18 protein-coding genes, 1 tRNA gene and 1 pseudogene are annotated in these 24,097 nt (G+C 70.3%); 11 read left to right on the top strand and 9 right to left on the bottom strand.

The window, feature by feature from the left end; translation table 11 throughout:
- Positions 1 to 160: 160 nt before the first annotated feature.
- The 5 genes and pseudogenes from G6O68_RS32815 to G6O68_RS14390 all read left to right on the top strand — a co-directional run.
- A pseudogene (locus G6O68_RS32815) lies at positions 161 to 301 on the top strand (DUF2997 domain-containing protein); the annotation flags it as partial.
- 332 nt (positions 302 to 633) lie between these two features.
- Positions 634 to 1,920: an AAA family ATPase gene (locus G6O68_RS32810; RefSeq protein ID WP_240911182.1), complete on the top strand. Its 1,287-nt coding sequence runs from the start codon at positions 634 to 636 to the stop codon at positions 1,918 to 1,920.
- Positions 1,921 to 2,026: 106 nt separating this feature from the next.
- On the top strand, positions 2,027 to 3,010 hold the full coding sequence (locus tag G6O68_RS14400; protein WP_240911181.1) for a hypothetical protein: 984 nt from the start codon (positions 2,027 to 2,029) through the stop codon (positions 3,008 to 3,010).
- Positions 3,010 to 3,291, top strand: coding sequence for a hypothetical protein (locus G6O68_RS14395; RefSeq protein ID WP_165248909.1), 282 nt, complete (start codon positions 3,010 to 3,012; stop codon positions 3,289 to 3,291). The genes G6O68_RS14400 and G6O68_RS14395 overlap by 1 nt, the downstream gene beginning before the upstream one ends.
- A 122-nt stretch (positions 3,292 to 3,413) precedes the next feature.
- Positions 3,414 to 3,719: a hypothetical protein gene (locus G6O68_RS14390; RefSeq protein WP_165248907.1), complete on the top strand. Its 306-nt coding sequence runs from the start codon at positions 3,414 to 3,416 to the stop codon at positions 3,717 to 3,719.
- 1,228 nt (positions 3,720 to 4,947) lie between these two features.
- On the opposite strand, the gene G6O68_RS14385 is transcribed toward G6O68_RS14390, so the two are convergent.
- Positions 4,948 to 5,029 (bottom strand) — tRNA-Leu (locus G6O68_RS14385).
- Positions 5,030 to 5,107: 78 nt separating this feature from the next.
- Between G6O68_RS14385 and G6O68_RS14380 the strand changes: the two genes are divergently transcribed.
- The 3 genes from G6O68_RS14380 to G6O68_RS14370 all read left to right on the top strand — a co-directional run bounded on the left by G6O68_RS14380 (position 5,108) and on the right by G6O68_RS14370 (position 8,760).
- On the top strand, positions 5,108 to 6,823 hold the full coding sequence (locus G6O68_RS14380) for an FAD-dependent oxidoreductase (RefSeq protein ID WP_165248905.1): 1,716 nt from the start codon (positions 5,108 to 5,110) through the stop codon (positions 6,821 to 6,823).
- A 242-nt stretch (positions 6,824 to 7,065) separates the two neighbouring features.
- Complete coding sequence (locus G6O68_RS14375) at positions 7,066 to 7,839, top strand: Bax inhibitor-1/YccA family protein (protein ID WP_165248903.1); 774 nt, start codon at positions 7,066 to 7,068, stop codon at positions 7,837 to 7,839.
- Between the two features lie 414 nt (positions 7,840 to 8,253).
- Positions 8,254 to 8,760: a hypothetical protein gene (locus tag G6O68_RS14370; RefSeq protein ID WP_165248901.1), complete on the top strand. Its 507-nt coding sequence runs from the start codon at positions 8,254 to 8,256 to the stop codon at positions 8,758 to 8,760.
- A gap of 107 nt (positions 8,761 to 8,867) precedes the next feature.
- Here G6O68_RS14370 and G6O68_RS14365 read toward each other — a convergent pair whose 3' ends face one another.
- The 4 genes from G6O68_RS14365 to G6O68_RS14350 all read right to left on the bottom strand — a co-directional run bounded on the left by G6O68_RS14365 (position 8,868) and on the right by G6O68_RS14350 (position 12,046).
- Complete coding sequence (locus G6O68_RS14365) at positions 8,868 to 9,905, bottom strand: isoaspartyl peptidase/L-asparaginase (RefSeq protein WP_165248899.1); 1,038 nt, start codon at positions 9,903 to 9,905, stop codon at positions 8,868 to 8,870.
- A 105-nt stretch (positions 9,906 to 10,010) separates the two neighbouring features.
- Positions 10,011 to 11,039: a DUF1559 domain-containing protein gene (locus G6O68_RS14360; protein WP_165248925.1), complete on the bottom strand. Its 1,029-nt coding sequence runs from the start codon at positions 11,037 to 11,039 to the stop codon at positions 10,011 to 10,013.
- Between the two features lie 110 nt (positions 11,040 to 11,149).
- Positions 11,150 to 11,362: a hypothetical protein gene (locus G6O68_RS14355; RefSeq protein ID WP_165248897.1), complete on the bottom strand. Its 213-nt coding sequence runs from the start codon at positions 11,360 to 11,362 to the stop codon at positions 11,150 to 11,152.
- Between the two features lie 180 nt (positions 11,363 to 11,542).
- Complete coding sequence (locus G6O68_RS14350) at positions 11,543 to 12,046, bottom strand: hypothetical protein (protein WP_165248895.1); 504 nt, start codon at positions 12,044 to 12,046, stop codon at positions 11,543 to 11,545.
- Positions 12,047 to 12,250: 204 nt separating this feature from the next.
- Here G6O68_RS14350 and G6O68_RS14345 point away from each other — a divergent pair, with 204 nt between their 5' ends.
- On the top strand, positions 12,251 to 13,300 hold the full coding sequence (locus G6O68_RS14345) for a N(4)-(beta-N-acetylglucosaminyl)-L-asparaginase (protein WP_165248893.1): 1,050 nt from the start codon (positions 12,251 to 12,253) through the stop codon (positions 13,298 to 13,300).
- A 70-nt stretch (positions 13,301 to 13,370) separates the two neighbouring features.
- Here G6O68_RS14345 and G6O68_RS14340 read toward each other — a convergent pair whose 3' ends face one another.
- From G6O68_RS14340 to dnaE, 4 genes are all read right to left on the bottom strand, one after another.
- A complete protein-coding gene (locus G6O68_RS14340; RefSeq protein ID WP_165248891.1) occupies positions 13,371 to 13,577 on the bottom strand; it encodes a hypothetical protein in 207 nt (68 codons plus the stop codon).
- Positions 13,578 to 13,597: 20 nt separating this feature from the next.
- Positions 13,598 to 14,746: a DUF1559 domain-containing protein gene (locus G6O68_RS14335; RefSeq protein ID WP_165248889.1), complete on the bottom strand. Its 1,149-nt coding sequence runs from the start codon at positions 14,744 to 14,746 to the stop codon at positions 13,598 to 13,600.
- 623 nt (positions 14,747 to 15,369) lie between these two features.
- Complete coding sequence (locus G6O68_RS14330) at positions 15,370 to 15,912, bottom strand: hypothetical protein (RefSeq protein WP_165248887.1); 543 nt, start codon at positions 15,910 to 15,912, stop codon at positions 15,370 to 15,372.
- Positions 15,913 to 16,021: 109 nt separating this feature from the next.
- The gene (dnaE, locus tag G6O68_RS14325) at positions 16,022 to 19,768 is read right to left on the bottom strand and encodes a DNA polymerase III subunit alpha (protein WP_165248885.1); all 3,747 of its coding nucleotides are present in this window, start codon (positions 19,766 to 19,768) and stop codon (positions 16,022 to 16,024) included.
- Between the two features lie 285 nt (positions 19,769 to 20,053).
- Here dnaE and nuoL point away from each other — a divergent pair, with 285 nt between their 5' ends.
- A complete protein-coding gene (gene nuoL, locus G6O68_RS14320; protein ID WP_165248883.1) occupies positions 20,054 to 22,342 on the top strand; it encodes an NADH-quinone oxidoreductase subunit L in 2,289 nt (762 codons plus the stop codon).
- A 57-nt stretch (positions 22,343 to 22,399) separates the two neighbouring features.
- Positions 22,400 to 24,088 (top strand): complex I subunit 4 family protein, encoded by a 1,689-nt coding sequence (locus G6O68_RS14315; protein ID WP_165248881.1) that lies wholly within the window; start codon positions 22,400 to 22,402, stop codon positions 24,086 to 24,088.
- The last annotated feature ends 9 nt before the right edge of the window (positions 24,089 to 24,097 follow it).

The following is a 24,097-nucleotide window of genomic DNA, read 5'->3' as shown; positions in this document are numbered from 1 at the left end:
ACGGCGGGGCCTGGGGGGAGCGGGCCCCGCTCGACCGCCTGCCGCAGATGTACGCGGTGGAAAAGGCCCGGATCGAGGCGAGGAGACGGGGCCACGCCATCGCCGAGCGCCTCCTCGGCGACGGCTCCATCAGGCTCACGATCCAGGTCGGAGGTGCGTCTTGAAGAGGGTCGTCGAGATCTCGGTCGCCCCCAAGGGCGAGACGACCGTCCGAACGCGGGGCTTCGCCGGCCCGGAGTGCCGCGAGGCGATCCGATCCGTCGAGCGGGCCCTGGGCCGGCGGACGTCCGAGGCGCTGACGGCCGAGTTCCACCAGGGCCAACGCTCCGATCTGCGGCCGGATCAGTTCACCCGACCCCGCCCCCGAATCCCTCGCCGCCCGCTACCTGCGATCACCTCCCCCAGACACCATAGAGGAGCCTTCGATGACGCTCGCCGAGCGCCTCGAGGAGTACGTGCGCCTGCTTCACCGGGCTGTGGCTCCGGTCCTCCGAGCACCAGGACGCCCTGGCCGAGATCGCCGCCCTCTGCCGCGCCCGGGGGTGGTCGGTCGCCGCATGGGACGTCGACGGGGGCCTCAGGGCCCTCGGGGGCGAAACCGAGGCTATCGCTCCCGTCGACGCCGCCGACCCGTTGGCGGCGATCCGGGCGCTGGACGCCATGGCCGCGCCCGACGGCGCGGCGCTGCTGGTCCTGGTCAACTTCCACCGCTTCCTGGGCAGCCCCGAGGTCGTCCAGGCCCTCGACGCCCGGATCGTCGCCGGCAAGCAGGCCCGGACCTTCGTCGTCGTCCTGTCGCCGGTCGTCCAGGTGCCCGTCGAGCTGGAGAAGCAGTTCGTCGTCCTGGAGCACGACCTGCCCGGCCGCGATCAGCTGGAGGCGATCGCCCGCTCGATCGCCTGCGAGCCGGGCGAGCTGCCCGGGGGCGACGAGCTCGACCGGGTCCTGGACGCTGCGGCGGGGCTGACGCGGTTCGAGGCCGAGGGGGCCTGCAGCCTCTCGCTCGTCCGCCACGGCCGCGTCGCCGCCGGGCCGCTCTGGGAGCTGAAATCCGGCATGCTCAAGAAGTCGGGCCTGCTGACGCAGCACCGCGGCGGCGAGGCGTTCGCCGACCTGGGCGGGCTGGACGCCCTCAAGGCGTTCTGCTCGCGGGCCCTGCGGCCCGGCCGCGGGGCCGGCGTCCGCGCCCGGGGCGTCCTGCTGCTGGGCGTGCCGGGCACGGGCAAGTCGCAGTTCGCCAGGGCCCTGGGCAACGAGACGGGCCGGCCGACGCTCACGCTCGACGTCGGGGCCCTGCTGGGCTCGCTCGTGGGCGAGACCGAGCGGAACGTCCGCCAGGCGCTGCGGATCGCCGACGCGATGGCCCCCCGCGTCCTGTTCTGCGACGAGGTCGAGAAGGCGCTCGGCGGCGCCGCCTCGGGCTCCCATGGGGACTCGGGCGTCGGCGCGCGGCTGTTCGGCTCGCTGCTCTCGTGGCTGTCCGACCACGATTCGGACGTCTTCTTCGTCGGCACCTCCAACGACGTCTCGAAGCTGCCGCCCGAGTTCGGCCGGGCGGAACGCTTCGACGCAATCTACTTCCTCGACCTGCCCGGCTCCGCCGAGAAGGAGGCGATCTGGAAGATGCACCTGGAGCGGTTCGGCCTCGACCCCGACCAGCGTCGGCCCCGCTACGCCGACTGGACCGGGGCCGCGGTGCGGGCGTGCTGCCGGCTGGCGGCCCTGCTCGACGTCCCGCTTGTGGAGGCGGCGAGGAACATCGTCCCGGCGGCGGTCACCGCGGGCGAGTCGGTCGAGCGGCTGCGGTCGTGGGCCGCCGGCCGCTGCCTGGCCGCCGACCGCCCCGGCGTGTATTCGCGCGTCGGCTCGCCCGAGGGGCCCCGCCGCCAGGTCCGCCGGGGCGAGCCCTCGGACAACTGACCCTCCGTCGCCGGGCTCTCCCGGCGGGTCGACGACTTGTACGAAGACCCCATCACGAGGCGGCGGCCCGCACGGCCGGCCGCCTCGTCTCTTTCCAGGAGGTTCGATGACCACCCTGCTCGACCGCATCGAAGGACCCCCGGCCGTCGCATCAGTCGACGACCTCGCCGAGCCGGCCCGGCGGCTGCGGGCCGAGACGGCCGCCGCCCGCGTCGCGTTCACCTGGCTGGGCACCCGCAAGGCGCTGACCGCCCCGCAGCGCGACCGCGCCGCCGAGGCGTTCGACGCCGAGGGCGGATGCCTCTCCGCGGGCAAGCGGCTGCTCGACGTCAAGCACCCGGCGTTCCGCGCCGTCACCGCCGTCCGCGGCCGCATCCGCTCGTACCGGCGCGAGGTGTCGCCGCCCTTCCCCGAGCCGGGCGTGCGACTGATCCGACGCGACGCGGTCGACGAGTTCGCGCGGCGGATCGCCGGCTTCCGCGGCGAGCTGGACGACGCCCTCGCCGACCTCGACCGCCGTTACGGCGAGCTGAGGGGGGCGGCCGCCCGCCGGCTCGGCAGCCTGTATGACCCGGCCGACTACCCCGCCTCGCTCGTCGGCCTGTTCGCCGTCGCCTGCGACTTCCCCTCGGTGGAGCCGCCCGACTACCTGATGAGGCTCGCGCCCGACCTCTACGAGCGCGAGCGGGCCCGGTTGGAGTCGCGGTTCGAGGAGGCGGTGGCGCTGGCCGAGCGGGCGTTCGCCGAGGAGTTCGCCCGCCTGGTCGAGCACCTGGCCGAGCGGCTCGACGGCGTGGGCGACGACGGCCGCCCCAAGGTGTTCCGCGACTCGGCGGTGGAGAACCTGTCCGGCTTCTTCGACCGGTTCCGGGCGCTCAACGTCCGCAGCGACGCCCAGCTCGACGAGCTGGTGGAGCGGGCGCGGCAGGCGGTCCGGGGCGTGGGCCCGCGGGAGCTGCGCGAGGCCCCCGACCTGCGGCGGCGGGCGGCGACGCAGCTCTCCCAGGTCCAGTCAGCCCTGGACGGCATGCTGGTCGAGCGGCCCCGCCGCCGCATCCTCCGGCAGGCGTCCGCGCCGGGGGGCGACTGATGCGGCTGGTCGTCGACCCCCGCGGCGTCGTCAGGGCCGCCTACGCCGAGGCCGTCGACCTGGCCGCACTCGGCCGCCCGACGATCGCCCGCGCCAGCCATGTCGAGCCCGACGCCGAGGGCCGCTGGACGGCCGACCTCTCCCCCTGCGGCGGCCCGACGCTCGGGCCGTTCGCCCGCCGCGGCGAGGCCCTGGCGGCGGAGGTCGCCTGGCTGGAGGCCAATCGGCTGGCGCCCCCGGACCGGGCCGACCCTTGCGGCCCTCGCACCCCTCGGGCTTGACGGGCGCTTCACGCCGTCGATCGCAGTCGTCCCCCGTCCCGCGCCGTCGCGCCGCGTCATCCCGAAGCCGCCGGTCGCATCTACGCCCCTGGATCCTTCCCCCACCCGAGAGGAGCCTCCCCGTGACCCAGTCCCAGCTCGACCGCACCGTCGCACGCCGCATCGGCGAGCCGCTCGCCGTGATCCGCCGCCTCGGCTTCCAGGCCCGCTCCGGGCGGCCCGACGACCCGGAGGCCGAGGACCTCCACCTGGCCGTCGACTGCCCGTTCTGCGGCGGCGGCGTCTCCCTCTCGGCCCGCCCCGGCGGCCCGCCCCCGCTCGCCGAATGCGGCGGCTGCGACGTGGAGTTCGCGTTCGCCGCCGCCGACGTCTACGCCGCCGGCCCCGGGCCCGGGAGGCGGCCCCACCGCCCCGTCCACGCCGCGTAACGGGCCGTGCGGCGGGCGAACTTCGATGCCCGCCCAGCCGAGGCCACGCCGCATCGATTGACGTCGATAATCACCTGCCATGTATGGAGTCGACCGCCATGATCGTCCTGACCCGCCGCGAGGCCCGCCGCCTGCGGGCCGTCCTCCGCCGCCGCACCCTGGGCCTCGCCCGCAACGGCCCGGCCCCCCCGTTCGTCGTCCACGCCGACCCGGGAGGCGGGTTGCGCGTCCGGCTGCACCTCGACCACCTGGCCGTCGAGTGCCTCCTGGAAGACGTCCCCGGGTCCGAGGGGGCCGTCATGATCCTGCTTGAGTCGTTGGCCGACTTCGAGGGCCGCGACGACTCCCCGGTGCTCCTGGTGTCCCCCGCCCCCGCCCCGCGACCGCGCGCTGGGACGACCGGGGCGTCCCGCAGTCCCGCGAGTACGCCGTCCCCGACGTCGCGCCTTCGGCCTTCCAGGAGACGCCCGCCGACCTCGTCGAGGGTCCCCCGGGCTCCTGGAGGTCCTGGCCGAGACCGCCGCGTCGGCCGGCGAGCGATCGGCCCGCCACGCCCTCGACTGCATCCTGCTGAGGGGCTCGACCTCGGAGGCGATCGCCACCGACGGCCGGCAGGTGCTCGTGTAGGGCGGCTTCGGCCTGACCCGGGACGACGACCTCCTCGTGCGCGCAGTGCCGCTCTTCGCGTGCAAAGCCCTGCCGCGCGACGTCCCGGTCCTCCTCGGACCGACCGGGACCCACGTCGCGCTGCGGGCCGGGGCCTGGACTCTCCAAGTGGCGATCCAGGCCGACGCCCGCTTCCCGCGCGTCGAGCACGCCGTGCCCGACGCGGGCTCGGCCTCGACCCGGCTGACGATCGACCCGGCCGACGCCGCCTTCCTCGCCGCGATCGACCGCCTCCCCGGCGGCGACGACCCGCACGCGGCCGCGTCGCCGGGCGCGCCCGCTCGTCCGGCGTGGGGCCGCCGACCGAGCTGGTCCTGGCCCGCTCCCGCCACTCCGGCGAGCCCGTCCGGCTGCACACCAACCGCGAATACCTGGCGCGGGCCCTGCGCCTCGGCTTCGACGAGCTCCGCCTCTTCGGGCCCGACGCCCCCGCGCTCTGCCGCGACGGCCTCCGGTCGTTCGCCTGGCAGCCGTTGTCCAGGGAATCGGCGATCGGCCCGTCCGACGACGCCGTAATGGTGGAGCCCGCCCACGCCGGCCCGGCCGTCGGGACGATTTGTCATGCGAGAGGAGGGACTCGAACCCTCACGCCTTGCGGCACAGGAACCTAAATCCTGCGCGTCTGCCAGTTCCGCCACTCTCGCGCGACGGGATGCCCTCGCGGAGGGATCCGCGGGGGCTTATCCTAACAAGATCGGTGTCCGCTCCCAAGAGGTCAATCCATGACGACGCGTCGCCTGTTGCTTCAAAGATTCGGCCGGGGTCTCTCGCTCCTGCCGCTGCTCGGCCCTTCCGCCCTGGGCCGCGAGGCCCTCGCCGGGCTCGCCGCCGCCCGCGGCGAGCTGGCCGCCGACCTGGCGATCGTCGGCGGCGGCGTGGGGGGCGTGGCCGCCGCGCTCGCGGCGCTGCGCCAGGGCCTGCGCGTCGTCCTGACCGAGCCGACGGACTGGATCGGCGGCCAGCTCACCAGCCAGGCCGTCCCCCCGGACGAGCACCCCTGGATCGAGCAGTTCGGCTCGTCCCTCGCGTATCGCGCCTATCGCACGGGCGTCCGCGACTACTACAAGAAACACGCCCCGCTCACCGTGGAGGCGCTCTCCAACCCGTTCCTCAACCCCGGTGGCGGCGGCGTCTCGCGGCTCTGCCACGAGCCCCGCGTCGGCCTGTCCGTCCTGACGGACATGCTCGCCCCCTACGCGTCGCTCGGCCGATTGGTTTTGCTCCTGGACCACGAGCCGGTCCGCGCCGAGGTCGACGGCGACCGCATCCGCGCCGTGACCGTCCGCAACCGGCGGACCGGGGCCGAGGTCGCGCTGACGGCCCCGTACTTCCTCGACGCGACCGAGCTGGGCGACCTGCTGCCGATGGCCGGCGTCGAGCACGTGGTCGGGGCCGAAAGCCAGGCCGAGACCGGCGAGCCCCACGCGCTCGCCCAGGCCGACACTGGCGTCCAGCAGGCGTTCACCGTCTGCTTCCCGGCCGAGTATCGCGACGGCGAGGACCACACGATCGACCGCCCCGAGGAGTACGACTTCTGGCGCGAGTTCGTCCCGGACCTGTCGCCGCCGTGGGCCGGCAAGCTCCTGGACCTGAGCTACACCCACCCCGTGACCCTCAAGCCGAACAACCAGGGCTTCGACCCCACCGGCAAGGGGAAGGGCCTGTGGCTCTACCGCCGGATCCTCGACCCGTCGATCTACCGCCCCGGCGCGTACGACGGCGGCGGCGCGACGCTGGTCAACTGGCCCCAGAACGACTACCTCCTGGGCCCCCTCGTCGCCGAGGGCCAGACCGCCGAGAAGGCCGAGGACCACGTCCGCCGCGCCAAGCAACTGAGCCTCTCGCTGATGTACTGGCTCCAGACCGAATGCCCGCGCCCCGACGGGGGCACCGGCTGGAAAGGCCTGAGGCTCCGCCCCGACCTCGTGGGGACCGACGACGGCCTGGCCAAGGCCCCGTACATCCGCGAATCGCGCCGGATCAAGGCCGAGTTCACCGTCACCGAGCAGCACGTCGGCCTGGAAGCCCGGCGCAAGGAGCTGGGCCGGGAGGACGTCTCGGCCGAGCCGTTCTGGGACTCGGTCGGCGTCGGCAGCTACCGGATCGACCTCCACCCGGCGACCGGCGGGAAGAACTACGTCGACATCTCCTCGCTCCCGTTCCAGATCCCCCTGGGCGCCCTGTTGCCGGTCCGCGTGACCAACCTCGTCGCCGCCTGCAAGAACCTCGGCGTCACGCATATCACCAATGGTTGCTACCGCCTGCATCCGGTGGAGTGGCTGATCGGCGAGGCCGCCGGCTCGGTCGCGGCGCATGCGCTGGCGATCAATGAGTCGCCGAAGGCCGTGCGGGCCGACCGGAAGCGGTTCGAGACGTTCCAGAGCAAGCTCAAGGCCCAGGGGGTCGACGTCGCCTGGCCGAAGGCGACCGCGCGCTGAGGCGGCGGCCCGGCGATGAGTTTCCTTTCAAGGACCCAAGAACCGGGCGGATTGAACGAACTCGGAGTCGGAAGTCGTCGTATGATAGGAGGTATGGAGGCGGTCCCGCGCGACGGCGGTTCTGCTTGCCGGATCCGGGGGACCAGTCGAGAATATCAGTGGACGGCCCCGCGGCCTTCCCGGGCCGGCCGCCGCCGCGGACGATCGACCGAAGCCGTCGCGAAACTCGTGGAGAAGAAACCGTGACGTCCAGCAATCCCGCCTTTTCTCAGGATATGTTCGCCGGCTACGACCAGGTGTACGGCGCGCCTCGGAGCATGGCGACGACCGTCCAGGGGACGATGGGCAAGACCTTCCTCTTGCTGGCGATCCTCTCGGCGACCGGCCTCTGGTCTTGGAACGCGGTCGGCACCGGCCAGATGCCCATGGGCGTGGTCGTGGGAGCGGCCCTCGCCGGGTTCGTGACCTCGCTGGTGACGATCTTCAAGCCGACCTTCGCCCCCTGGACCGCGCCGGTCTACGCCGCGATGCAGGGCGTGTTCCTCGGCGGCCTCTCGCAGGTCATCGACGCCCAGGTCCGCCTCCGCCAGGGGCTCGACAGCCCGTTCCAGGGGATCGCCCTGCAGGCGGTCTCGCTGACCATCGGCGTGACCCTGGTCATGCTGTTCCTCTACGCCAGCGGGACGATCCGGGTCACCGACAAGCTGCGGTCCGGGATCATCATGGCGACGGGGGCGGTCTGCCTCTTTTACATCGTCTCGATGGTGATCCGCCTCTTCGGCTACACGCCCCCGCTGATGGGCGCGACGCCGATGGGCATCGGCTTCAGCCTGCTCGTCGTCGGCCTGGCGGCGTTCAACCTGCTGCTCGACTTCGACTTCATCGAGGAGGCCGCACGCCGCGAGGCCCCCAAGTACATGGAGTGGTACGGGGCGTTCGGCCTGATGGTCACCCTGGTCTGGCTGTACCTGGAGATCCTCCGCCTGCTCTCCAAGCTCGCCAACAGCCGCGACTGATCGGCGCCCGGGACTCGAACGAAACCCACGCCGCGAAAGGCCGGCGATCCCGCCCCCACGGGCGGATCGCCGGCCTTCGGCTTTTTGTGCGTACGATGGACGCCCACTTGGCCTTGCCCGCTCGGCGAGGCCGTAGTACTCTGCGGCCCACCTCGAAGGAGCCTCAAGTTTCGGGCCGCTCCAGCCGACCCGGACGCGCGATCCTGGAACCGGAAAACGACGGCGGGCCCCGCGCCCCGCGTGCGTCGATCCCGCAGCGACGCGGACGGCGGCGGGGGCGGAACCCCCTGGCAGGCACAGGCCGACGGACGGTCGGTGAGGCGGCGACGCGATGACCGCGCCCCTCGCGACGGTCGGGCACGACGGACGACCCAGGACGGGTCGGCCGGTCCTTTGAGAATGGAGTCGACCGCGATGCGTCTCAGGTTCTGGTCTGCTTCGGCCCTGGCCGCGGGGTTCGTGACCGCCCTCGTGTTCGTCCGCCCCATCTTCGGCCAGGACGCCGGGCCCGCCCCGGCGACGAACCCGAAGACGGAGGCGGCCGCCCCGGCCGTCGAGAAGGCGAAGGGGCGTGCGATCGACCTGAAGCTGGCGATCGCCGGCCTGGGATCCAAGGGCTGCGAGGTCGACGTGAAGCCGGGAAACCCGACCTGCGTCTTCAGGCCCCAGACGCTCCGCGTCAAGGCCGACGGCCAGGTCACGGTGTCGCTCAAGGAGGTCGAGATCCGCGGCGCGGACCGCAACTGCTCGATCGCCCTGACGATCCGCGAGGACGGCCAGCCGGCCAAGACCATCTATCGCGGCTACCGCGTCGCGGCGGTGGCCCGGCCGGGCACGGCGGAAAGCTTCCTCTGCTGCCTCAGCTCGCCGTCCAAGGTCGCCGCCGTCGCCGGATCGACGCCCGCCGCCACCCGCCGCTGAGGCCGAGACGAGACGGCCGCCCCCCCTGAAACGAACACGGCCCGCCCGGCGAGCTTCGCGGCTCCTCCGGGCGGGCCTTCGTATTCCGCGGCCGGCGCGAATCCGGATCAGTCGAAGAGGGTGGCCGAGTCGACCGTCTTGATCGTGTCGCCGTCGGCCACCACGATGCCGGCCGGGCCGTGGATGTTGGCCGCGGCGTACTTGCCGTCCTTCGTGAGCAGGTAGAAGACCACGTCGAAGGCGGGCTTGCCGTCCTCGGTGCGGAACCGGGGGTCGCGCAGGGTGGTCTCGACGAGTTGCTTGGTGGTCGCGACCAGGGCGTCCTTGGGCTTCGCCCCGCGCCGGAGGTTCTCGACGACCAGGAACGAGGCGCAGTTGATCAGGTTGACCTCGCCCAGGCCGACGGATCCGCACGAGCCGACGGTGTTGTCGAGCCAGAGCCCGGCGCCGAGGATCGGCGAATCGCCCACGCGGCCGGGCACCTTGTAGCCCAGGCCCGAGGTCGTGGTCACGGCCCCGAGGTCGCCGTGTGTGTCCAGTACGGAGCAGTGGATCGTGCCGTGGGTCGGCCGCTCGACCAGCTCGCGGATCGGCGGGTCGAGCGAGGCGACGGTCTGGGGGATACGGGAGCCGCGGAGCTTGGCCTCCTTCCAGGCGATCCAGGCCTTGCGGGTCTCCTCGGTGAGCAGGTCCTCCTCCGGGAAGCCGTGCTCCTTGGCGAACTTCAGGGCGTTGTCGCCGACGAGCAGGACGTGCTTGGTGCGCTGGAGGATGCAGCGCGCGACGGCCGCCGGGTGGGCGATGTTGCGGAGCCCGGCGACGCCGGCTCCGCCGTGGGTCGGCCCGTGCATGACCGAGGCGTCGAGTTCGACGACCCCTTCCTCGTTCGGGGTCCCCCCCTTGCCGACGGAGTGCTCGTTGACGTCGGCCTCGACGATCGCCACGCCGGCGATGGCCGCGTCCAGGGGGTCGGCCCCCTTGCGCACCAGGTCCATGGCGATCTCGACCGTCTTCTCCCAGCCGCTGGCGATCACGACCGGCTTGCGCGGGCCGGGCTTCTTCTCGGGGAAGGCGCCGATCGAGAGGGCGGCCAGGCTGGTCGTCCCCAGGGACAGGAAATGGCGGCGGTGCAGGCTGGGAGTCATCGGTGTTGGTCCGGGGTGGTGAGGGAGACGTGCCGGTGCGCGACACCGCCCGACGGGCCGGGGAGGCCCGTCGGGCGGGTCGGTTTCACGACGAAGCGCGATCGCTCAGAGCGAGTCGGCGCTGATGATCTCGCCGCTGGCGCGGGTCGAGAGGGCCTGCCAGACGCCGAGCTGCTGGCCGGGAAGCACCTGCAGGACGCCGTTGGCATCCGGGGCGATCGCCAGGGGGAGGCCGGTGGCGGCGTCGAACGGGGCGCTGTTGATGGAGTCCTTGAGGAACTTCACCGAGCCGTCGGCGAACGCCGCGTTCATGCCGCCCGGGTGGAAGCTCGAGAAGCTGTGGAACATGATCTGCACGTTGATGCCGAGCTGACCCGTGTTCACGTAGTTCTCATTGAGCTTCTTCTGGGGATTGATGGGATAGAGCGTGTTCGCCAGGGTGTCGGCGTTGTTGCCCGAGTACCACCAGACCCAGTCCCAGCGCACGTCGGCCGGGATCTTGCCGTAGGCGACCTCGCCGGCCACCATCGTGTTGCTGGTGCCGTCGGTGATGCCGGCGATCGAAACCGAGCTGTCGTAATAGAGCATCCCGTCGGCGCGGGCGAGACGGGTGGCGTAGGTGGCGTCGCAGCTGCGCTCGCTATAGCGGCCGACGTAGAAGGCGGTCCCGGCGGAGCCCCGGTAGTTGGTGAAGTAGATCGGGTAGCCCATGCTGCGGGTGTCGGAGATCGCCGCGGCTCCGTCGCTGGGACACCAGAACGCCTGGACGCCCGTCGAGTAGACGGTCCGGTTCATCTGGTTGTCCGTGTAGTGGATCATGAAGTTGTGGGAGTCGTACAGCGGCGACTGTTCGATGTACGGCAGGATCGAGATCAGGAAGCTGTGCTCGTGGCTGCCGGAGCACGGCGTGCCGCGGTGGAAGCCGCCGATGGGGTAGCGGGAGTTGGAGCTCTCATAGTTCGCCAGCCCCAGGCCCATCTGCTTGAGGTTGTTGGTGCACTGGGCGCGGCGGGCGGCCTCGCGGGCCGCTTGGACTGCGGGGAGCAAGAGGGCGATCAGGACGGCGATGATGGCGATGACCACCAGCAGCTCGATCAAGGTGAAGCCGCGCGGACGGGATCGGAATCGATCCATCGGGACCTCCTGGACGGATGAGTGAGGAACGGGGATTGGGGAGGTTTTCGAGGCCTGGGCCTCGGGGAGCGAGTGACGTACGGGCGAGGGCGAGAACCGACCAGGTCGGCTCATCGCCTCGAGCGCGAGCCGGGCTTCGGTTGCTTGACCTCGACCCCGTACGGGTTTTCGATGTCCTTCTGAAGATCGTCCCGCTTCTTGTCGGTCGACGCGATGGGGGCCTCGGATTCGCCGCAACCGGCCATCGGCAGGAGGCCGGCCGAGCAGGCGAGGATCAGGGGCCCAAGTGTCAGGGCGCGCGAGGGCGCGGTGAGTCTCCACATTGTCGGGCGGGCTCCTTGGCTAGGAGGGGGGGGCGGGGTCGATCGATGGATCAACCATCGGCAATCGTCGCCGGGATGAGGACTTTTCGCGGAGCGAGGGCCGTGGGACTTCGGGGGCCGGCGCTGGGCTGAAGGGTCGTCGAGAAGGGTGAAAAGCCGCACCCGGCCGCCGGCATCGCCTCAGATGTTGGTATTCTCTCCTTGATAGGACACGATGACGCGGAATCCCCTCGGGGACGGGGGGATGGCTTCGCCTCCCACGCCGGGTCCCTCGCTGGACGCGGCCGGGACGGTCGCGGGCTCAGGTAGGACGTGGAGGACGACCAGCAATTCGCCGATCGGCTTGATCAGGAATTTCCTCGAATGTGAGGCTCCGGCGGCGTCCTTGCAGGTCAACGTCGCGTCGAACCTGCCCGGCACCTGGATCGAGGTCCCGACCGATTTCCCGGCGGACAGCTCGGGGAGCTTGAAGTTCCCCCCGGGGAACTCGATCGTCGGCTCGATCAGCGCCGCGTCGGTGTCGTTCGCCAGGACGATCGAGACGCCGTCGCCGACGATGAGGTCGCGGCCGAACTGCGCGTAGCCGACCCAGCCCAGCAGGATCGCGTTCAGCAGGAGCGAGAGCTTCATCATATTGGACGGGCCCGCGGCCGCCCGCGTGGGCTCGGCGATCTGGCGTTCCATCGACTGGCGTCCGTCTTGGAAGGTGTCGGGAAGCGCTGCGGGACGGCGGACGGCCGGGGGGGAATGTGAGTTTTCCCCGGCCTGCCCGCCGGTTGATTGTGGCGATCTTCCGGTCTATCTCCGAGAATGTCAAGCATCAACGGCCATTTCCATGAATCGCGCCTCATCGTCGAGGCCAAACCGAATTCCCTAGGTAAAAAGACCATGCGCAGACCGATCAATCGTCGCCTCTTCATGGGGAGCACCGCCGCCGCCAGCCTGGGGACGCTGGCGATCGGGGCGTCCGAGCCGAGGCCGACGGGGGACCGTCGGCCGGTGGCGGTCTCCAGCGGCAACGGCCTGCGGGCGGTCGAGAAGGCGGTCGAGCTGGTGAAGAAGGGGATCGACCCGCTCGACGCCGCGATCGAGGGCGTGGCGATCGTCGAGGCCGATCCCAAGGACGACTCGGTGGGCTACGGCGGCCTGCCGAACGAGGACGGCGTGGTCGAGCTTGACGCGGCGGTCATGCACGGGCCGACCCACGGCGGCGGCTCGGTCGCCTCGATCCGCAACATCATGCACCCCGCGGCCGTCGCCCGGCTGGTGATGAAGCGGACCCGCCACTGCCTGATCGTCGGCGAGGGGGCGCTGCGGTTCGCCCGCGCCCACGGCTTCCCCGAGGTCGACCTGCTGACCGAAGAGTCCCGCAAGGTCTGGCTGCACTGGAAGGAGACCCGCGACCCCAACGACGACTGGGTCCCCCCGCCGGAGGCCGAGGTCGCCGCCTACCTCGACGACTACATGAAGCGGCGCGTGACCGGCACGATCCACTGCTCGGTGCTGGACACCCACGGCGACCTGGGCTGCACCACGACGACCTCCGGGCTCTCCTGGAAGATCCCCGGCCGCGTCGGCGACTCGCCGATCCTGGGCGCGGGGCTGTACCTGGACAACACGGTGGGCTCGGCCGGGTCGACGGGCATCGGCGAGGCCAACCTGCTGAACCTCTCCAGCTATCTCGTCGTCGAGAACATGCGCCGGGGCGACGCCCCGAAGGACGCCGTGATGGGGGCCCTGAAGCGCATCGCCGAGACCAGCGTCCGCGACCCCAAGCGGCGGCGGCCGGACGGCAAGACGAAGTTCAACGTGTCGTTCTACGCCGTCTCCAAGGACGGCAAGTTCGCCGGCGGCTGCGTCTACCCCGGCGGCAAGATGGCCGTCCACGACGGCGATTCGGCCCGCGTCGTCGAGCTGGACCCGCTCTACGACAAGTGAGCTGAACGGGGCCGGAAACGCGAAGACGCCCTCGCACGGGATGGTGCGAGGGCGTCTCGTGGGGTCAGGTTCAGCCCGGCTCGTCGAGGGGGTTCTTGGGGATGTTGGAGGGCTTCTTGCGGGCCCCCTTCATGATCTCCTTGCCCCGTTCGGCGGCCTTCTGGACCTCCTGCTGGTTGTTCTGGAAGGCGGCCGGGTCGTCGGGGTCGCCGCCGCATCCGGCGGAAGCGGCGAGACATCCCGAGAGCAACACCGCGATGAACGTCGACTTCCTCATGGGATCTCCCGTCGCGGCGATCAGTAGGAGTCGGACGAGAGGATCTCGCCCTCGTTCTTGGTGATGAGGCCGCGGAGGACCTTGCCGTCGACCGATTCCTTGAGGAACCGGACCGAGCCGTCGCCCATCAGGACGTTGGCGCCGCCGGAGTGGAAGCTGAAGATCTCGTTGTTCGGCCCGCAGTCGTGGGCGTTCCAGGGGCACTGGCCGGCGGCCGGCTGCACGCCCAGGGCGTAGCCGGCGTTCTTGTTGTTGTTGATGAGCTTGGAGACGCCGCTGGCGCTGTCGGGCTCGGCCCAGCGCCAGTGGCAGCGGGCCTCGCCGGTGACCGGGTCGAGGTAGCCGCCGGACGAGGCGGCGAGGTTCTGGCCGACGGTCTCCCACATCTTCGGGCTGCGGCCGGTGTCCTCGTAGAACAGCAGGCTGTTCGAGGTGCCGTCGGAGATCGAGGCCAGGGTCGAGCCGCCGAAGTACGGGTCGATCTTCCCCTTGGCCGGGTCGAGGTGCACGGTCTTGCCGGAGGAGACGTAGGTCTGCCCGCCCGAGGGGGAGAACTGCGAGTAGAGCGAGACCGGGTACGATCCGCTGGTCATCGCGGCCAGGCTGAGCTTCTTTTCGGCCGGGGCGACGCCGTGGGCCGGGCTGCCGGTGGGATTGCCCAGCGTGTCCAGCTCGGTGTAGGGGCAGACCGCGTAGTCGGAGCAGCCGTAGCCGAGGTTGTCCTTGCCGTCGCCCCCGGAGCGGTCGCCCGCGAGCGGGTTCGTCGGGCAGAGGAACGCCTTGACCGCCGTGGCCGAGGCGGTGAAGTTGCTGGGCAGGTTGTACCGCAGCTCCAGGTTGAAGGCGTTGAAGACGACCGACTGCTCCATGTACGGCAGGATCAGCGTGAACGCGCTGTGGTAATCCTGCGACTTGTAGGTCTTGCCGTCCGTGAAGGTCACCGGGTGCTCGCCGCTGCGGGGCAGCGCGCCGTTCGACGATTCGAAGTTGTGCACGCCGAGGCCGAGCTGCTTCAGGTTGTTGACGCACTGGGCGCGACGGGCGGCCTCGCGGGCCGACTGCACGGCGGGGAGCAGCAGGGCGATCAGGACCGCGATGATCGCGATCACGACCAACAGCTCGATAAGGGTGAAGCCGGGACGCGGCGACGATCGGGTCGAGGGGCTCATCGGGGAAAGTTCTCCATGGCTTGGCTGAGGGTGGGAACGGCGGGCGGGGAGCCCTTCGACGAGGTGGGCGGCGACCAGCCGCGGCGACGCGGGCGAACGGATCGGGCCCGCTCGCGAGGACGCCGAGTCGGCTCGCGAACCGGCCGCGCCCTGCAACGCGGAGGCGAGCCAGCAGCCCGCCGCCACGATCAGGGCCCGCCAGGCGACGATCCCGGAAGAGGGACGCACGCAGAACATGGGGGGCCTCGCCGAGACATCCACGATCGTCGAAAGACTAACGCGAGTTAATTTACTCGGCTCCTGCGTGCGATCGGCGAACGCGAGAGGAAGCTTGCGTGTAGAGATGAAGAAGATCGAACTTCCGGCCGATCCCCTCGATTTGGAGGGTGGCCCGAACGCAGGCCCAGGCCCGGTCGTGAGCGGGGGGGGGGAACAGCCCGCGGCGAGGATGCGACGAACCGAGATCCGGCCGAGTCCCTGCCGTCGCGCGGCCTCAGAGCGGCTCGACCCGATCGCCCGGCGAAGCCGATCCGGCCATCGACCCGACGAATCGGTCGGGGTTCATCCCGGGGACGGCCACGAATTCGCGGAGCCGCTTCCCTGCGCCGCTTCCTGGCGCCTTCTCAAGCGGGAGTCGTGATTCGATTCCTGGCGCCTCGGCGTTCGAGCTCGTCGAACTCCGCCTCGATCTCGTCGTAATGGTCGGATAGGCGAATCCTCGAGTCGTCTCGTCGCCACTCGTCGAAGCGGTCGAGGATCGTCGGGTCCCCGAGGGCCGTCGCCCCGAGCTTCACGACGAGCCGATTGGGGCTGTGTCGGGTGGCGTCGAGGAGGGTGATCGCCTCGGCCGGCGCGCGGACCTGACATGCGATGAGATAGGCGAGCGCCGCGCTCCGCCCCTGCCCCGCGCGGCAGGTCACGAGGACCTTATCCTTCGCCGTGGCGAAATCGAGGCCCCGGCGGAGCGCGTCCCGGGTGGGCGTGATTTTCCCCGGACGCGGATCGAGCACGTCGTCGAAGCGGAGGTAAAGGCAGGAGAGGGCGCGAGTCTCGGCGTACCCCGTCGACTCGGTCTCGGCGCCGAGGATCACCACCGCATGCCATCGACCCGGCTCGCGCTCCAGGAGGTGGCTCGCCGCCAGGTACCCGGCGATTCGGATCTCCATCGCCTTCCCCTGCCCTCCGGCCGGCCATCCGGCTGAGCCACGAATCGAGAGCCGAGCGGAACTCACTCGGGCTGAATGAGCCCGCTGCGGCGGAGGTCGTCGCGGTGGATCAGTCGTCGTCGGGGTCGGCATAGTCGTCCATCCCGTCCGCCCCGTCCATCACGCCGACTCCGACGGGGACGCGTGCGGCGGCCGCCGGAGAGGGGGAAGGGGCTGCGGTCGCACCCTCGGGGCGGGCGGTCGCCCCGCGGGCGCCGAGGAGCCGGACGTTGCCGGGGCCGACGACCTGGCCCATCTCGGAGACCATGCGGTCGTCGAAGCGGACCCGCAGCGAGGCCCCCGCGCGGTAGATCACGCGCCGGACGTGCTCGATGCCGAAGATTTCGAGGTAGAGGTCCAGGTTGCCGGGGCGGACGCGGACGATCCGCAGGAGCCGCTCCAGGTCCTCCTGCTGCTGGACCCCCTTGTGGAGCGTGACGATGACTCCCTTGGCCAGCTCGGCGTCGGCGTTCTCGATGGGGATGAATCGGCTGACGATGATCTCGGACGGCTCGCGGCTGAGGTCGATGGTCCCCTTGATGAAACCGATCGCGTCGTCCTTGATCAGGTCGCCGAGCTTGGCGAACTCCTCGGGCCAGAGCATGGCCGGGGTCGACCCGCTGAGGTCCTCGAAGGTGAACTTGGCCATGCGGGTCAGGCCCGACCGGCTCTTCTGGACGTTGCGGACCTGGACGTTGGTGACGAGCCCGCCCAGGATGACCTCCATCCGGCTCCCGCCCCCTCCGCCGCCGCGGAACCCGCCTTTGCCGCCCCCGCCGCCGCCGGACGAGCCGCCCGAGGCCTCCTTCAGCCGGGCCGCGGCCTCGGCGATGTCGGCGGCGCGGTGGGTCGCCAGCGCCTGGAGCTTGTCGGCGTGCTGCGAGAGCGGGTGGCTGGACATGTAGAAGCCCAGCGCCTTCTTCTCGCCGGAGAGCCGCTCGATGTCGGGCAGCTCGGGGACGTCGGGCAGGCTCGCGACCCGAGAGCCGACGTCGGCCGCATCGGAATCGTCGTCGTCGAACAGCCCGCGCTGGCCGCGCTTGCGGTCCTCCTGCTTGGCCTGGCCGCCCTGCATGGCGCGGGGGAGGATCGTCAGGAGCTGCGAGCGACGGGCGCCGAGGAAGTCGAACGCCCCGGCGCGGATGAGGGTCTCGGCGGCCCCGGCGCCGACCTCCTTGGTGGAGACGCGCTCGAAGAAGTCTTCCAGGCTCAGGAACGGCCCGTCCTTGTCGCGGGCCTTGAGGATCGCCTCGACGGCCTTGGCGCCGACCCCCTTGATCGCCTCCAGGCCGAACTCGACCTTGCCTTCCGTGTGGACGGTGAACGTCGCGCGGCCGTCGTTGACGCTCGGCGGCAGGACCTCGATCCCCATCCGGCGGCAGTCTTCGATGTGCTCGACGAAGAACTTGTCGCGCTCGGCCCCCCCCATCTCGGACGAGAGGACGGCGGCCATGTACTCGGTCGGGTAGTGGGACTTCAGGTAGGCCGTCTGATACGCCACCAGGGCGTACGCGGTGGAGTGCGACTTGTTGAAGCCGTAGCCGCCGAAGAACTCGATCAGCTCGAAGATCCGGGCCGCCTTGTCCTTCTCCAGGCCCTTCTGGACGGCGGTCTTGACGAACTGGTCGCGGTTCTCGGCGATGATCTCGGTCTTCTTCTTCGAGATCGCCTTGATGCACGCGTACGCCTTGGAGAGCTCGATGTCCCCCAGGCGGTTGAGGATCCGCATGACCTGTTCCTGGTAGACCATGACCCCGTAGGTCTCTTCCAGGATGTCTTGCAGCACCGGGTGGAGGTACGAGGCCTCCTTGCGCTTGTTCTTGACGTCGACGTACTCGTCGACCATGCCGCCGTTGAGCGGGCCGGGGCGGTAGAGGGCGTTGGTGGCGATGATGTCGGCGAAGCGGTCGGGCTTCATCTTCACGAGCAGGTCGCGGATGCCCGCGGATTCCAGCTGGAAGACGCCCTTGGTCTCGCCGCGCTGGAGCAGCTCGAACGCCTTGGGGTCGTCGAGTTCCAGGGCGGCGAGGTCGAGCGGCCGGTCGGGGTAGCGTTCGGCGATCAGCTTGACCGCGGCCTGCAAGGTGGTCAGGTTGCGGAGGCCGAGGAAGTCCATCTTGAGGAGGCCGGCCTTCTCGACGTCCCCCATGTCCCACTGGGTGCAGAGGACCTCCTCCTTGTCGCCCCGGCGGATGACCTGGAGCGGCACCAGCGATTCGAGCGGCTGGTCGGCGATCACGACGCCGGCCGCGTGCGTGCTCGCGTTCCGCGCCGAGCCTTCGAGCCGGCGGGCGAAGTCCAGGAGCCGCTTGACCTCGGGGTCCTCGTCGGCCATCCGCCTGAGCGCCGGCTCCTCGGCGATCGCCTCCTCAAGCGTGATGTTGAGCCGGGTCGGGATGAGCTTGTTGATCTCCTCGACCCGCGACAGCGGCAGGTTCATCGCCCGGCCGACGTCCTTGATGGCGGCCTTGGCCTTCATGGTGCCGAAGGTGCCGATCTGCGCCACGTTGGCGTCGCCGTACTTGCGGCGGACGTACTCGATGACCTCGTACCGCCGGTCCTGGCAGAGGTCGATGTCGATGTCCGGCGCCTCGGACCGGTTCGGGTCCAGGAACCGCTCGAACAGCAGGTCGTACTTGATCGGGCAGACGTCGCTCAGGTAGAGGACGTAGCTCACCAGGGCTCCGCAAGCCGAGCCTCTCGCCAGCGCCGGGATCTCCTGCTCTCGAGCGTACCGGACGAAGTCCCAGACGATCAGGAAGTACGAGGCGAACCCCATCCGGTTGATGATCCCCAGCTCGTGGTCGAGCCGGGCGCGGACCTCGGCCGGCGGCGGGGAGGGGTAGCGCTCCTTGAGGCCCTTCTCGCAAAGCTCCAGCAGGTACGCCTCGGGGGTCTTCTCCTCCGGGGGCTTGAACGAGGGGAACTGGCGCTTGCCCAGCTCGGCGCTGGTGTAATTCTCCTCGACCATCTCGGCGATCAGGGCCGACTGCTTCAGGGCCTCCTCGAAGCCCGGGGCGGAAGCGTACATCTCGTCGGGCGAGCGGACGTGGAACTGGTCGGAGATCCGCCCCTCGTCGTTGACGAACCGCGGCTTGTCCAGCGGCTGGTCGATCGTCTTGCCGGTGTTGATGCACAGGAGGACGTCGTGCGACAGGTTGTCGTCCTGCCGCAGGTAGTGGGCGTCGCTGGTGGCGACGAGCGGCAGCCCGAGCTTCCGCGCCACGTCGACCTGGCGCTCGCGCGCGTCGCGCTGGATCTGCAGGCCGTTGTCCTGGATTTCGACGTAGAAGTTCCCTTCGCCGAACGTCTTCTGGTACCAGATGGCCAGGTTCTCGGCCTGCTCGAAGCGGTCGCGCAGCAGGTGCTGCGAGAACTCCGACCCCACGCAGCCCGAGAGGCAGATGAGCCCCTCGCTGTAGCGTTCGAGCAGCTCCTTGTCGATGCGGGGCTTGTAGTAGTACCCCTCCTGGTACGACCGAGACGAGAGCCGGAGCAGGTTGCGGAACCCGATCCCGTTCTTCGCCAGCAGGGTCAGGTGGTAGGCGAACTTCTCCTCCCCCGACCCGTTCGTCGACCGATCCGTCCGCTTGCCCGGGGCGACGTACGCCTCGATCCCCACGATCGGCTTGATGCCGGCGTACTTCGCCTCGCGGAGGAATTCCACCGCGCCGAACAGGTTGCCGTGGTCCGTCACCGCGACCGCCGACATCCCGCTCGCCTTCACGTGCTTGACCAGGTCCGGCAGCTTGTTGGCCCCGTCGAGCAGGCTGTAATGGCTGTGGCAGTGGAGATGGCAGAACGGTCGGCTCGACATTCCCGATTGCTCCCGGCGCGAGGATGACGACGGTTTTGCGTGAACCTGCGTCCAGTCAGTATACCATATCGAGCGGGCGAGGGGGACCCGTCGCGGAGGTCGACCCGGCATCGGCGGGGGCTTGCAACGGCGGGGGCGGTGTGACATAGTCCAGGCTCACGCCTCGCCCGGCCGGAGTGCCGGCGCCCCCTCGCGCGGGCCGGATCGCGAGGCCCCGCCCGACGGGTCGCGAGCCGGGCCTGCAACGCTACGCAGCGACGCGATCGCAACGAAGGACGTCCGAACATGCCCTGGCAGGTGGGTCTCTACACGGCCGCCGTCTTGATCCCCCTGGCGGCCTTCCTCGTCGAGATCCTGTTCATCCGCAAGCTCGGCCGGCTCAACGCCGCGATCGCCACCGGCGCGATCGCCGCCTCGTGCGTCCTCAGCGCGATCGGATTCTTCGATTACTTCCTGATCGAACAACGCGCCGCACTCGCCGAGCCGGCCCATCACGAGGCCGCCGCACTCGCCGACGCCCACGCGATCCATGCCGGTCCGCTCGCCTGGAAGGGGAGCTTCGACTGGGTCGTCCTCGGGTCACCCGAGGCGGGACGACGGCTGTCCCTGCCGCTGGGCGTCCACATCGACGGACTTGCGGCGATCCTCTTCCTGATGGTCACGTTCGTCGCGACCCTGATCCACGTCTATTCGATCGGCTACATGGCCGAGGACCCGCGATACCCCCGGTTCTTCGCGTACCTTTCGCTCTTCTGCTTCTCGATGCTCGGGCTGGTCGCGGCGTCGAATTTGTTCATGATCTTCGTCTTCTGGGAACTGGTCGGGGTCTGCTCCTACCTGCTGATCGGCTTCTGGTACGAGGAGAAGTCGAACGCCGACGCCGCCAACAAGGCGTTCGTCGTCAACCGCGTGGGCGACGTCGGCATGCTGATCGGCCTGGGGATCCTCTGGTCGGCGCTCGGCACGTTCGACTTCCACGAGGTCTCCTCGGGACTCCGCGACGCCGCGGGCCAATTGAACGTCGCCAGGCCGTTGACCCCCGCCGATCGCGTCCCCTTCCGCGGGCCGGATTTCCACATCGGGGACTGGCCCACCCCCTCGATCGCCTATGGTTTGTTGACGCTCGCCGGGCTGGGGATCTTCGCCGGCTGCGCGGGGAAGAGCGCGCAGTTCCCGCTGCACGTCTGGCTGCCGGACGCGATGGCGGGGCCGACGCCCGTCTCGGCCCTGATCCACGCGGCGACGATGGTCGCGGCCGGCGTGTACCTCGTCGCGCGGTTCTTCCCGGTCTTCACGCCCGAGGTCCTGCTGACGATCGCCTACACGGGCGGGATCACGCTTCTCATCGGTGCGACCGTCGCGATGGTGCAGACGGACTACAAGAAGGTCCTCGCCTATTCGACGGTCAGCCAGCTCGGCTTCATGATGCTCGCGTTGGGGGTCGGCGGCTGGTCGGCGGGGGTCTTCCACCTGCTGACCCACGCCTTCTTCAAGGCCCTGCTCTTCCTGGGCGCGGGGAGCGTCTATCACAGCGTCCACACCTATGAGATGTCGGGCCTTGGCGGGCTCCGCAGGCGGATGCCGATCACGGCGGCGACGATGTTGGTGGGTGTGCTGGCGATCTCGGGCGTGCCGTTCTTCAGCGGATTCTACTCGAAGGACGCCGTCCTGGCCGCCGCCCTGGCGCGCGTCTGGCAGAGCCCCGAGCACGCGTTGCTGTTCGTCCTGCCGGTCGTCGGGGCGTTGTTGACGACGTTCTACATGTTCCGGATGTGGTTCCTGGTCTTCGCCGGCGCGCCCCGAGGCTTCCCCGACCCGCACACGGCGCGCGTCGCCCACGCGCGGGACGAGGAAGGCGTCCTCGCGGCCGAGGAGGCCGAACAGGGCGAAGGCGCCCCGCTGCACGAGTTGAACCCGGCGGCCCACGCTCACGAGAGCGAGCCGGTCATGACCCGCCCGTTGATCCTGCTGGCGACGCTCAGCGTCTTCGCCGGCTGGACGGTCTGGCTCGGCCTGCCGATCGGGACGCCCCTCCTGCAACGGATGATCGCCCACGGCGAGCCGGCCGGCGCGATCGACGCCCACGCCGCGCACGGCTACGCGCTCGGGGCCTCGCTGCTGATCGTGGCGCTCGGCTTCGGGCTCTCGGCGCTCTATTACGCACCCGCCGGGCTGCCGTTCCTGCCCGCCCTCCGCCTGAGCCCGATCCGGGCCGCGTCGCGGTTCCGGCCGCTCTACGCCCTGTTCAAGAACAAGTGGTACTTCGACGACCTGTACGACCTGGCGCTGGTCCGGCCCTGCCTGCGGCTGGCGAAGGCCTGCTCGGGGATCGACCGCCACCTGATCGACGGGTTCGTCGACGGCTCGGCACGAACGGTCGAGCTGCTGAGCCGGCTGGGCGGCCTGTTCGACCGGTTCGGCGTCGACGGCGCGGTGAACACGATGGCGCAAGCCGTGTACGCCGCCGGCGACCGCGCGCGGTCGATCCAGACGGGTCGGATCCGTAATTATCTGATGTACCTGACGCTGGCCCTGATCGGCCTCTTCGCCGGCGTCTACGCCTGGGTGGGCTGACGCCCCGACCCCGGCCCGAACCGAAGCCGCGAGACCCCTTTGCCCGGTGCTCCGATCATGAGCGACTACCTGCTGCTGACCTCCCTCTGGCTCGTCCCCCTGATCGGCGCGGGCGTCGTCCTGTGCGTGCCGAAGGGGTCGGAGCGCCTGGTCAAATACGTCGCGACCGGGTTCACGGCGGCCGGGTTGCTGCTGGCCCTCGTGGCGCTCGCCATCTACGTCGGCGACGATCGGGCGAATGCGCCGCTGGCGGAGCGGGCGGCTGCGATCCGAGTGGTTTCCTGGCCCGCTTCCGAGGCCATGGGGGCGGGGGACGTGGACGGGAACCTCGTCATCCGTCGCGATTGGATCCCGGCCTTCAATATCCAGTACTACCTGGGCCTCGACGGGATCAGCGTCAGCCTGCTGGTGCTGACGGGCCTGGTGAGCCTGCTGGCCTGCCTGGCGTCGTGGGGGATCGAGAAGCAGGTGCGGGGTTACTACGCCCTCTTCCTTCTGCTGGTCGCCAGCATGACGGGGGTCTTCCTGGCGCTCGACCTGTTCCTCTTCTACGTCTTCTTCGAGGTGATGCTTCTGCCGATGTACTTCCTGATCGCCGTCTGGGGCGGCGAGGAGCGGGAGTATGCGGCGATCAAGTTCCTGCTGTATACGCTGTTCGGGTCGGTCTTCATCCTGGTCGCGATCCTGATCCTGTACTTCTGGCCCGGCGACGCCCCGGCGGGCGGGTTCCAGGCGGGGACGTTCGACGTCGTCGCCCTGACCACGATCGCCTCGACGACGGGGTATTACGGGCGTTGGATCCAGGACTGGGTGTTCGTGCTGTTCCTGGTCGGATTCCTGGTCAAGCTGCCGTCGTTCCCGTTCCACACCTGGCTGCCCGACGCCCACGTCCAGGCGCCGACGCCCATCAGCATGATCCTGGCCGGCGTCTTGCTGAAGGTCGGCGGTTACGGCCTGATCCGGCTGGCCTGGCCGCTCGCCCCGGCGGGGGCGTTCGACTGGTCGTATGTCGTGGCCGCCCTGGGGGTCTTCAGCATCCTCTACGGCGCGCTCGCGGCGATGGCCCAGACCGACTTCAAGAAGTTGGTGGCGTACAGCTCCATCAGCCACATGGGCTACGTCACGCTGGGGATGGCGGCCATGAACCTGGCCGGCGGCTCGGGCTACTACGCCTACGGCGTCAACGGCGCGATGTACATGATGCTGGCCCACGGGGTCACGTCGGCCGCGATGTTCTTCCTGGTCGGCGTGATCTACGACCGGGCGCACACCCGCGACCTGGACAGCCTCGGCGGGCTGAACGACGCGATGCCGGTCTACGGGGCGATGTCGTACGTGATCTTCTTCGGCTCGATGGGCCTCCCAGGCCTCTGTGGCTTCGTCGCCGAGATCTTCGTGGTCCTCGCCGCCTTCCATTACAGCGTGACGCTGGGCGTCCTGGCCGCCGCCGCCGTCGTGCTCACGGCCGGCTACATCCTCTGGACCATCCAGCGCGTCTTCCTCGGCCGCAACGAGACCTGGAAGGACCTGCCCGACCTGACCGCCCGCGAGATCGTCATCGCCGCCCCGCTGGTCGTCCTGACCGTCCTGATGGGCGTCTTCCCGCAGCCCCTCGTCCTGCGTTGGATGAGCCCCTCGGTCGACCGGGTCGTCCAGGGGGTGGCCGAGGGGAGCGCTCGCAACGCCGCCGGCCCAATGGCCGAGTCCCGGGACGCCGGCCCGCCGCAGGTGGCCCGCGCGCGGTAAGGAGCCGAC

Origin of the sequence: Paludisphaera soli (assembly GCF_011064595.1) — a bacterium.
Lineage (GTDB): Bacteria > Planctomycetota > Planctomycetia > Isosphaerales > Isosphaeraceae > Paludisphaera > Paludisphaera soli.
Note: the sequence above shows the minus strand (reverse complement) of the source record. Positions and strands in the feature narration are given on the sequence as shown.

Excerpts from the sequence above, each read along its gene's own strand:
- G6O68_RS14360 (WP_165248925.1), bottom strand. The coding sequence starts at position 11,039 with ATGGATCGATTCCGATCCCGTCCGCGCGGCTTCACCTTGATCGAGCTG.
- dnaE (WP_165248885.1), bottom strand. The coding sequence starts at position 19,768 with ATGTCGAGCCGACCGTTCTGCCATCTCCACTGCCACAGCCATTACAGC.
- G6O68_RS14330 (WP_165248887.1), bottom strand. The coding sequence starts at position 15,912 with ATGGAGATCCGAATCGCCGGGTACCTGGCGGCGAGCCACCTCCTGGAG.
- G6O68_RS14350 (WP_165248895.1), bottom strand. The coding sequence starts at position 12,046 with ATGGAACGCCAGATCGCCGAGCCCACGCGGGCGGCCGCGGGCCCGTCC.
- G6O68_RS14370 (WP_165248901.1), top strand. The coding sequence starts at position 8,254 with ATGCGTCTCAGGTTCTGGTCTGCTTCGGCCCTGGCCGCGGGGTTCGTG.
- G6O68_RS14400 (WP_240911181.1), top strand. The coding sequence starts at position 2,027 with ATGACCACCCTGCTCGACCGCATCGAAGGACCCCCGGCCGTCGCATCA.
- G6O68_RS14355 (WP_165248897.1), bottom strand. The coding sequence starts at position 11,362 with ATGTGGAGACTCACCGCGCCCTCGCGCGCCCTGACACTTGGGCCCCTG.
- G6O68_RS14365 (WP_165248899.1), bottom strand. The coding sequence starts at position 9,905 with ATGACTCCCAGCCTGCACCGCCGCCATTTCCTGTCCCTGGGGACGACC.
- G6O68_RS14340 (WP_165248891.1), bottom strand. The coding sequence starts at position 13,577 with ATGAGGAAGTCGACGTTCATCGCGGTGTTGCTCTCGGGATGTCTCGCC.
- G6O68_RS14395 (WP_165248909.1), top strand. The coding sequence starts at position 3,010 with ATGCGGCTGGTCGTCGACCCCCGCGGCGTCGTCAGGGCCGCCTACGCC.
- G6O68_RS14345 (WP_165248893.1), top strand. The coding sequence starts at position 12,251 with ATGCGCAGACCGATCAATCGTCGCCTCTTCATGGGGAGCACCGCCGCC.
- G6O68_RS14315 (WP_165248881.1), top strand. The coding sequence starts at position 22,400 with ATGAGCGACTACCTGCTGCTGACCTCCCTCTGGCTCGTCCCCCTGATC.
- G6O68_RS14335 (WP_165248889.1), bottom strand. The coding sequence starts at position 14,746 with ATGAGCCCCTCGACCCGATCGTCGCCGCGTCCCGGCTTCACCCTTATC.
- nuoL (WP_165248883.1), top strand. The coding sequence starts at position 20,054 with ATGCCCTGGCAGGTGGGTCTCTACACGGCCGCCGTCTTGATCCCCCTG.
- G6O68_RS14380 (WP_165248905.1), top strand. The coding sequence starts at position 5,108 with ATGACGACGCGTCGCCTGTTGCTTCAAAGATTCGGCCGGGGTCTCTCG.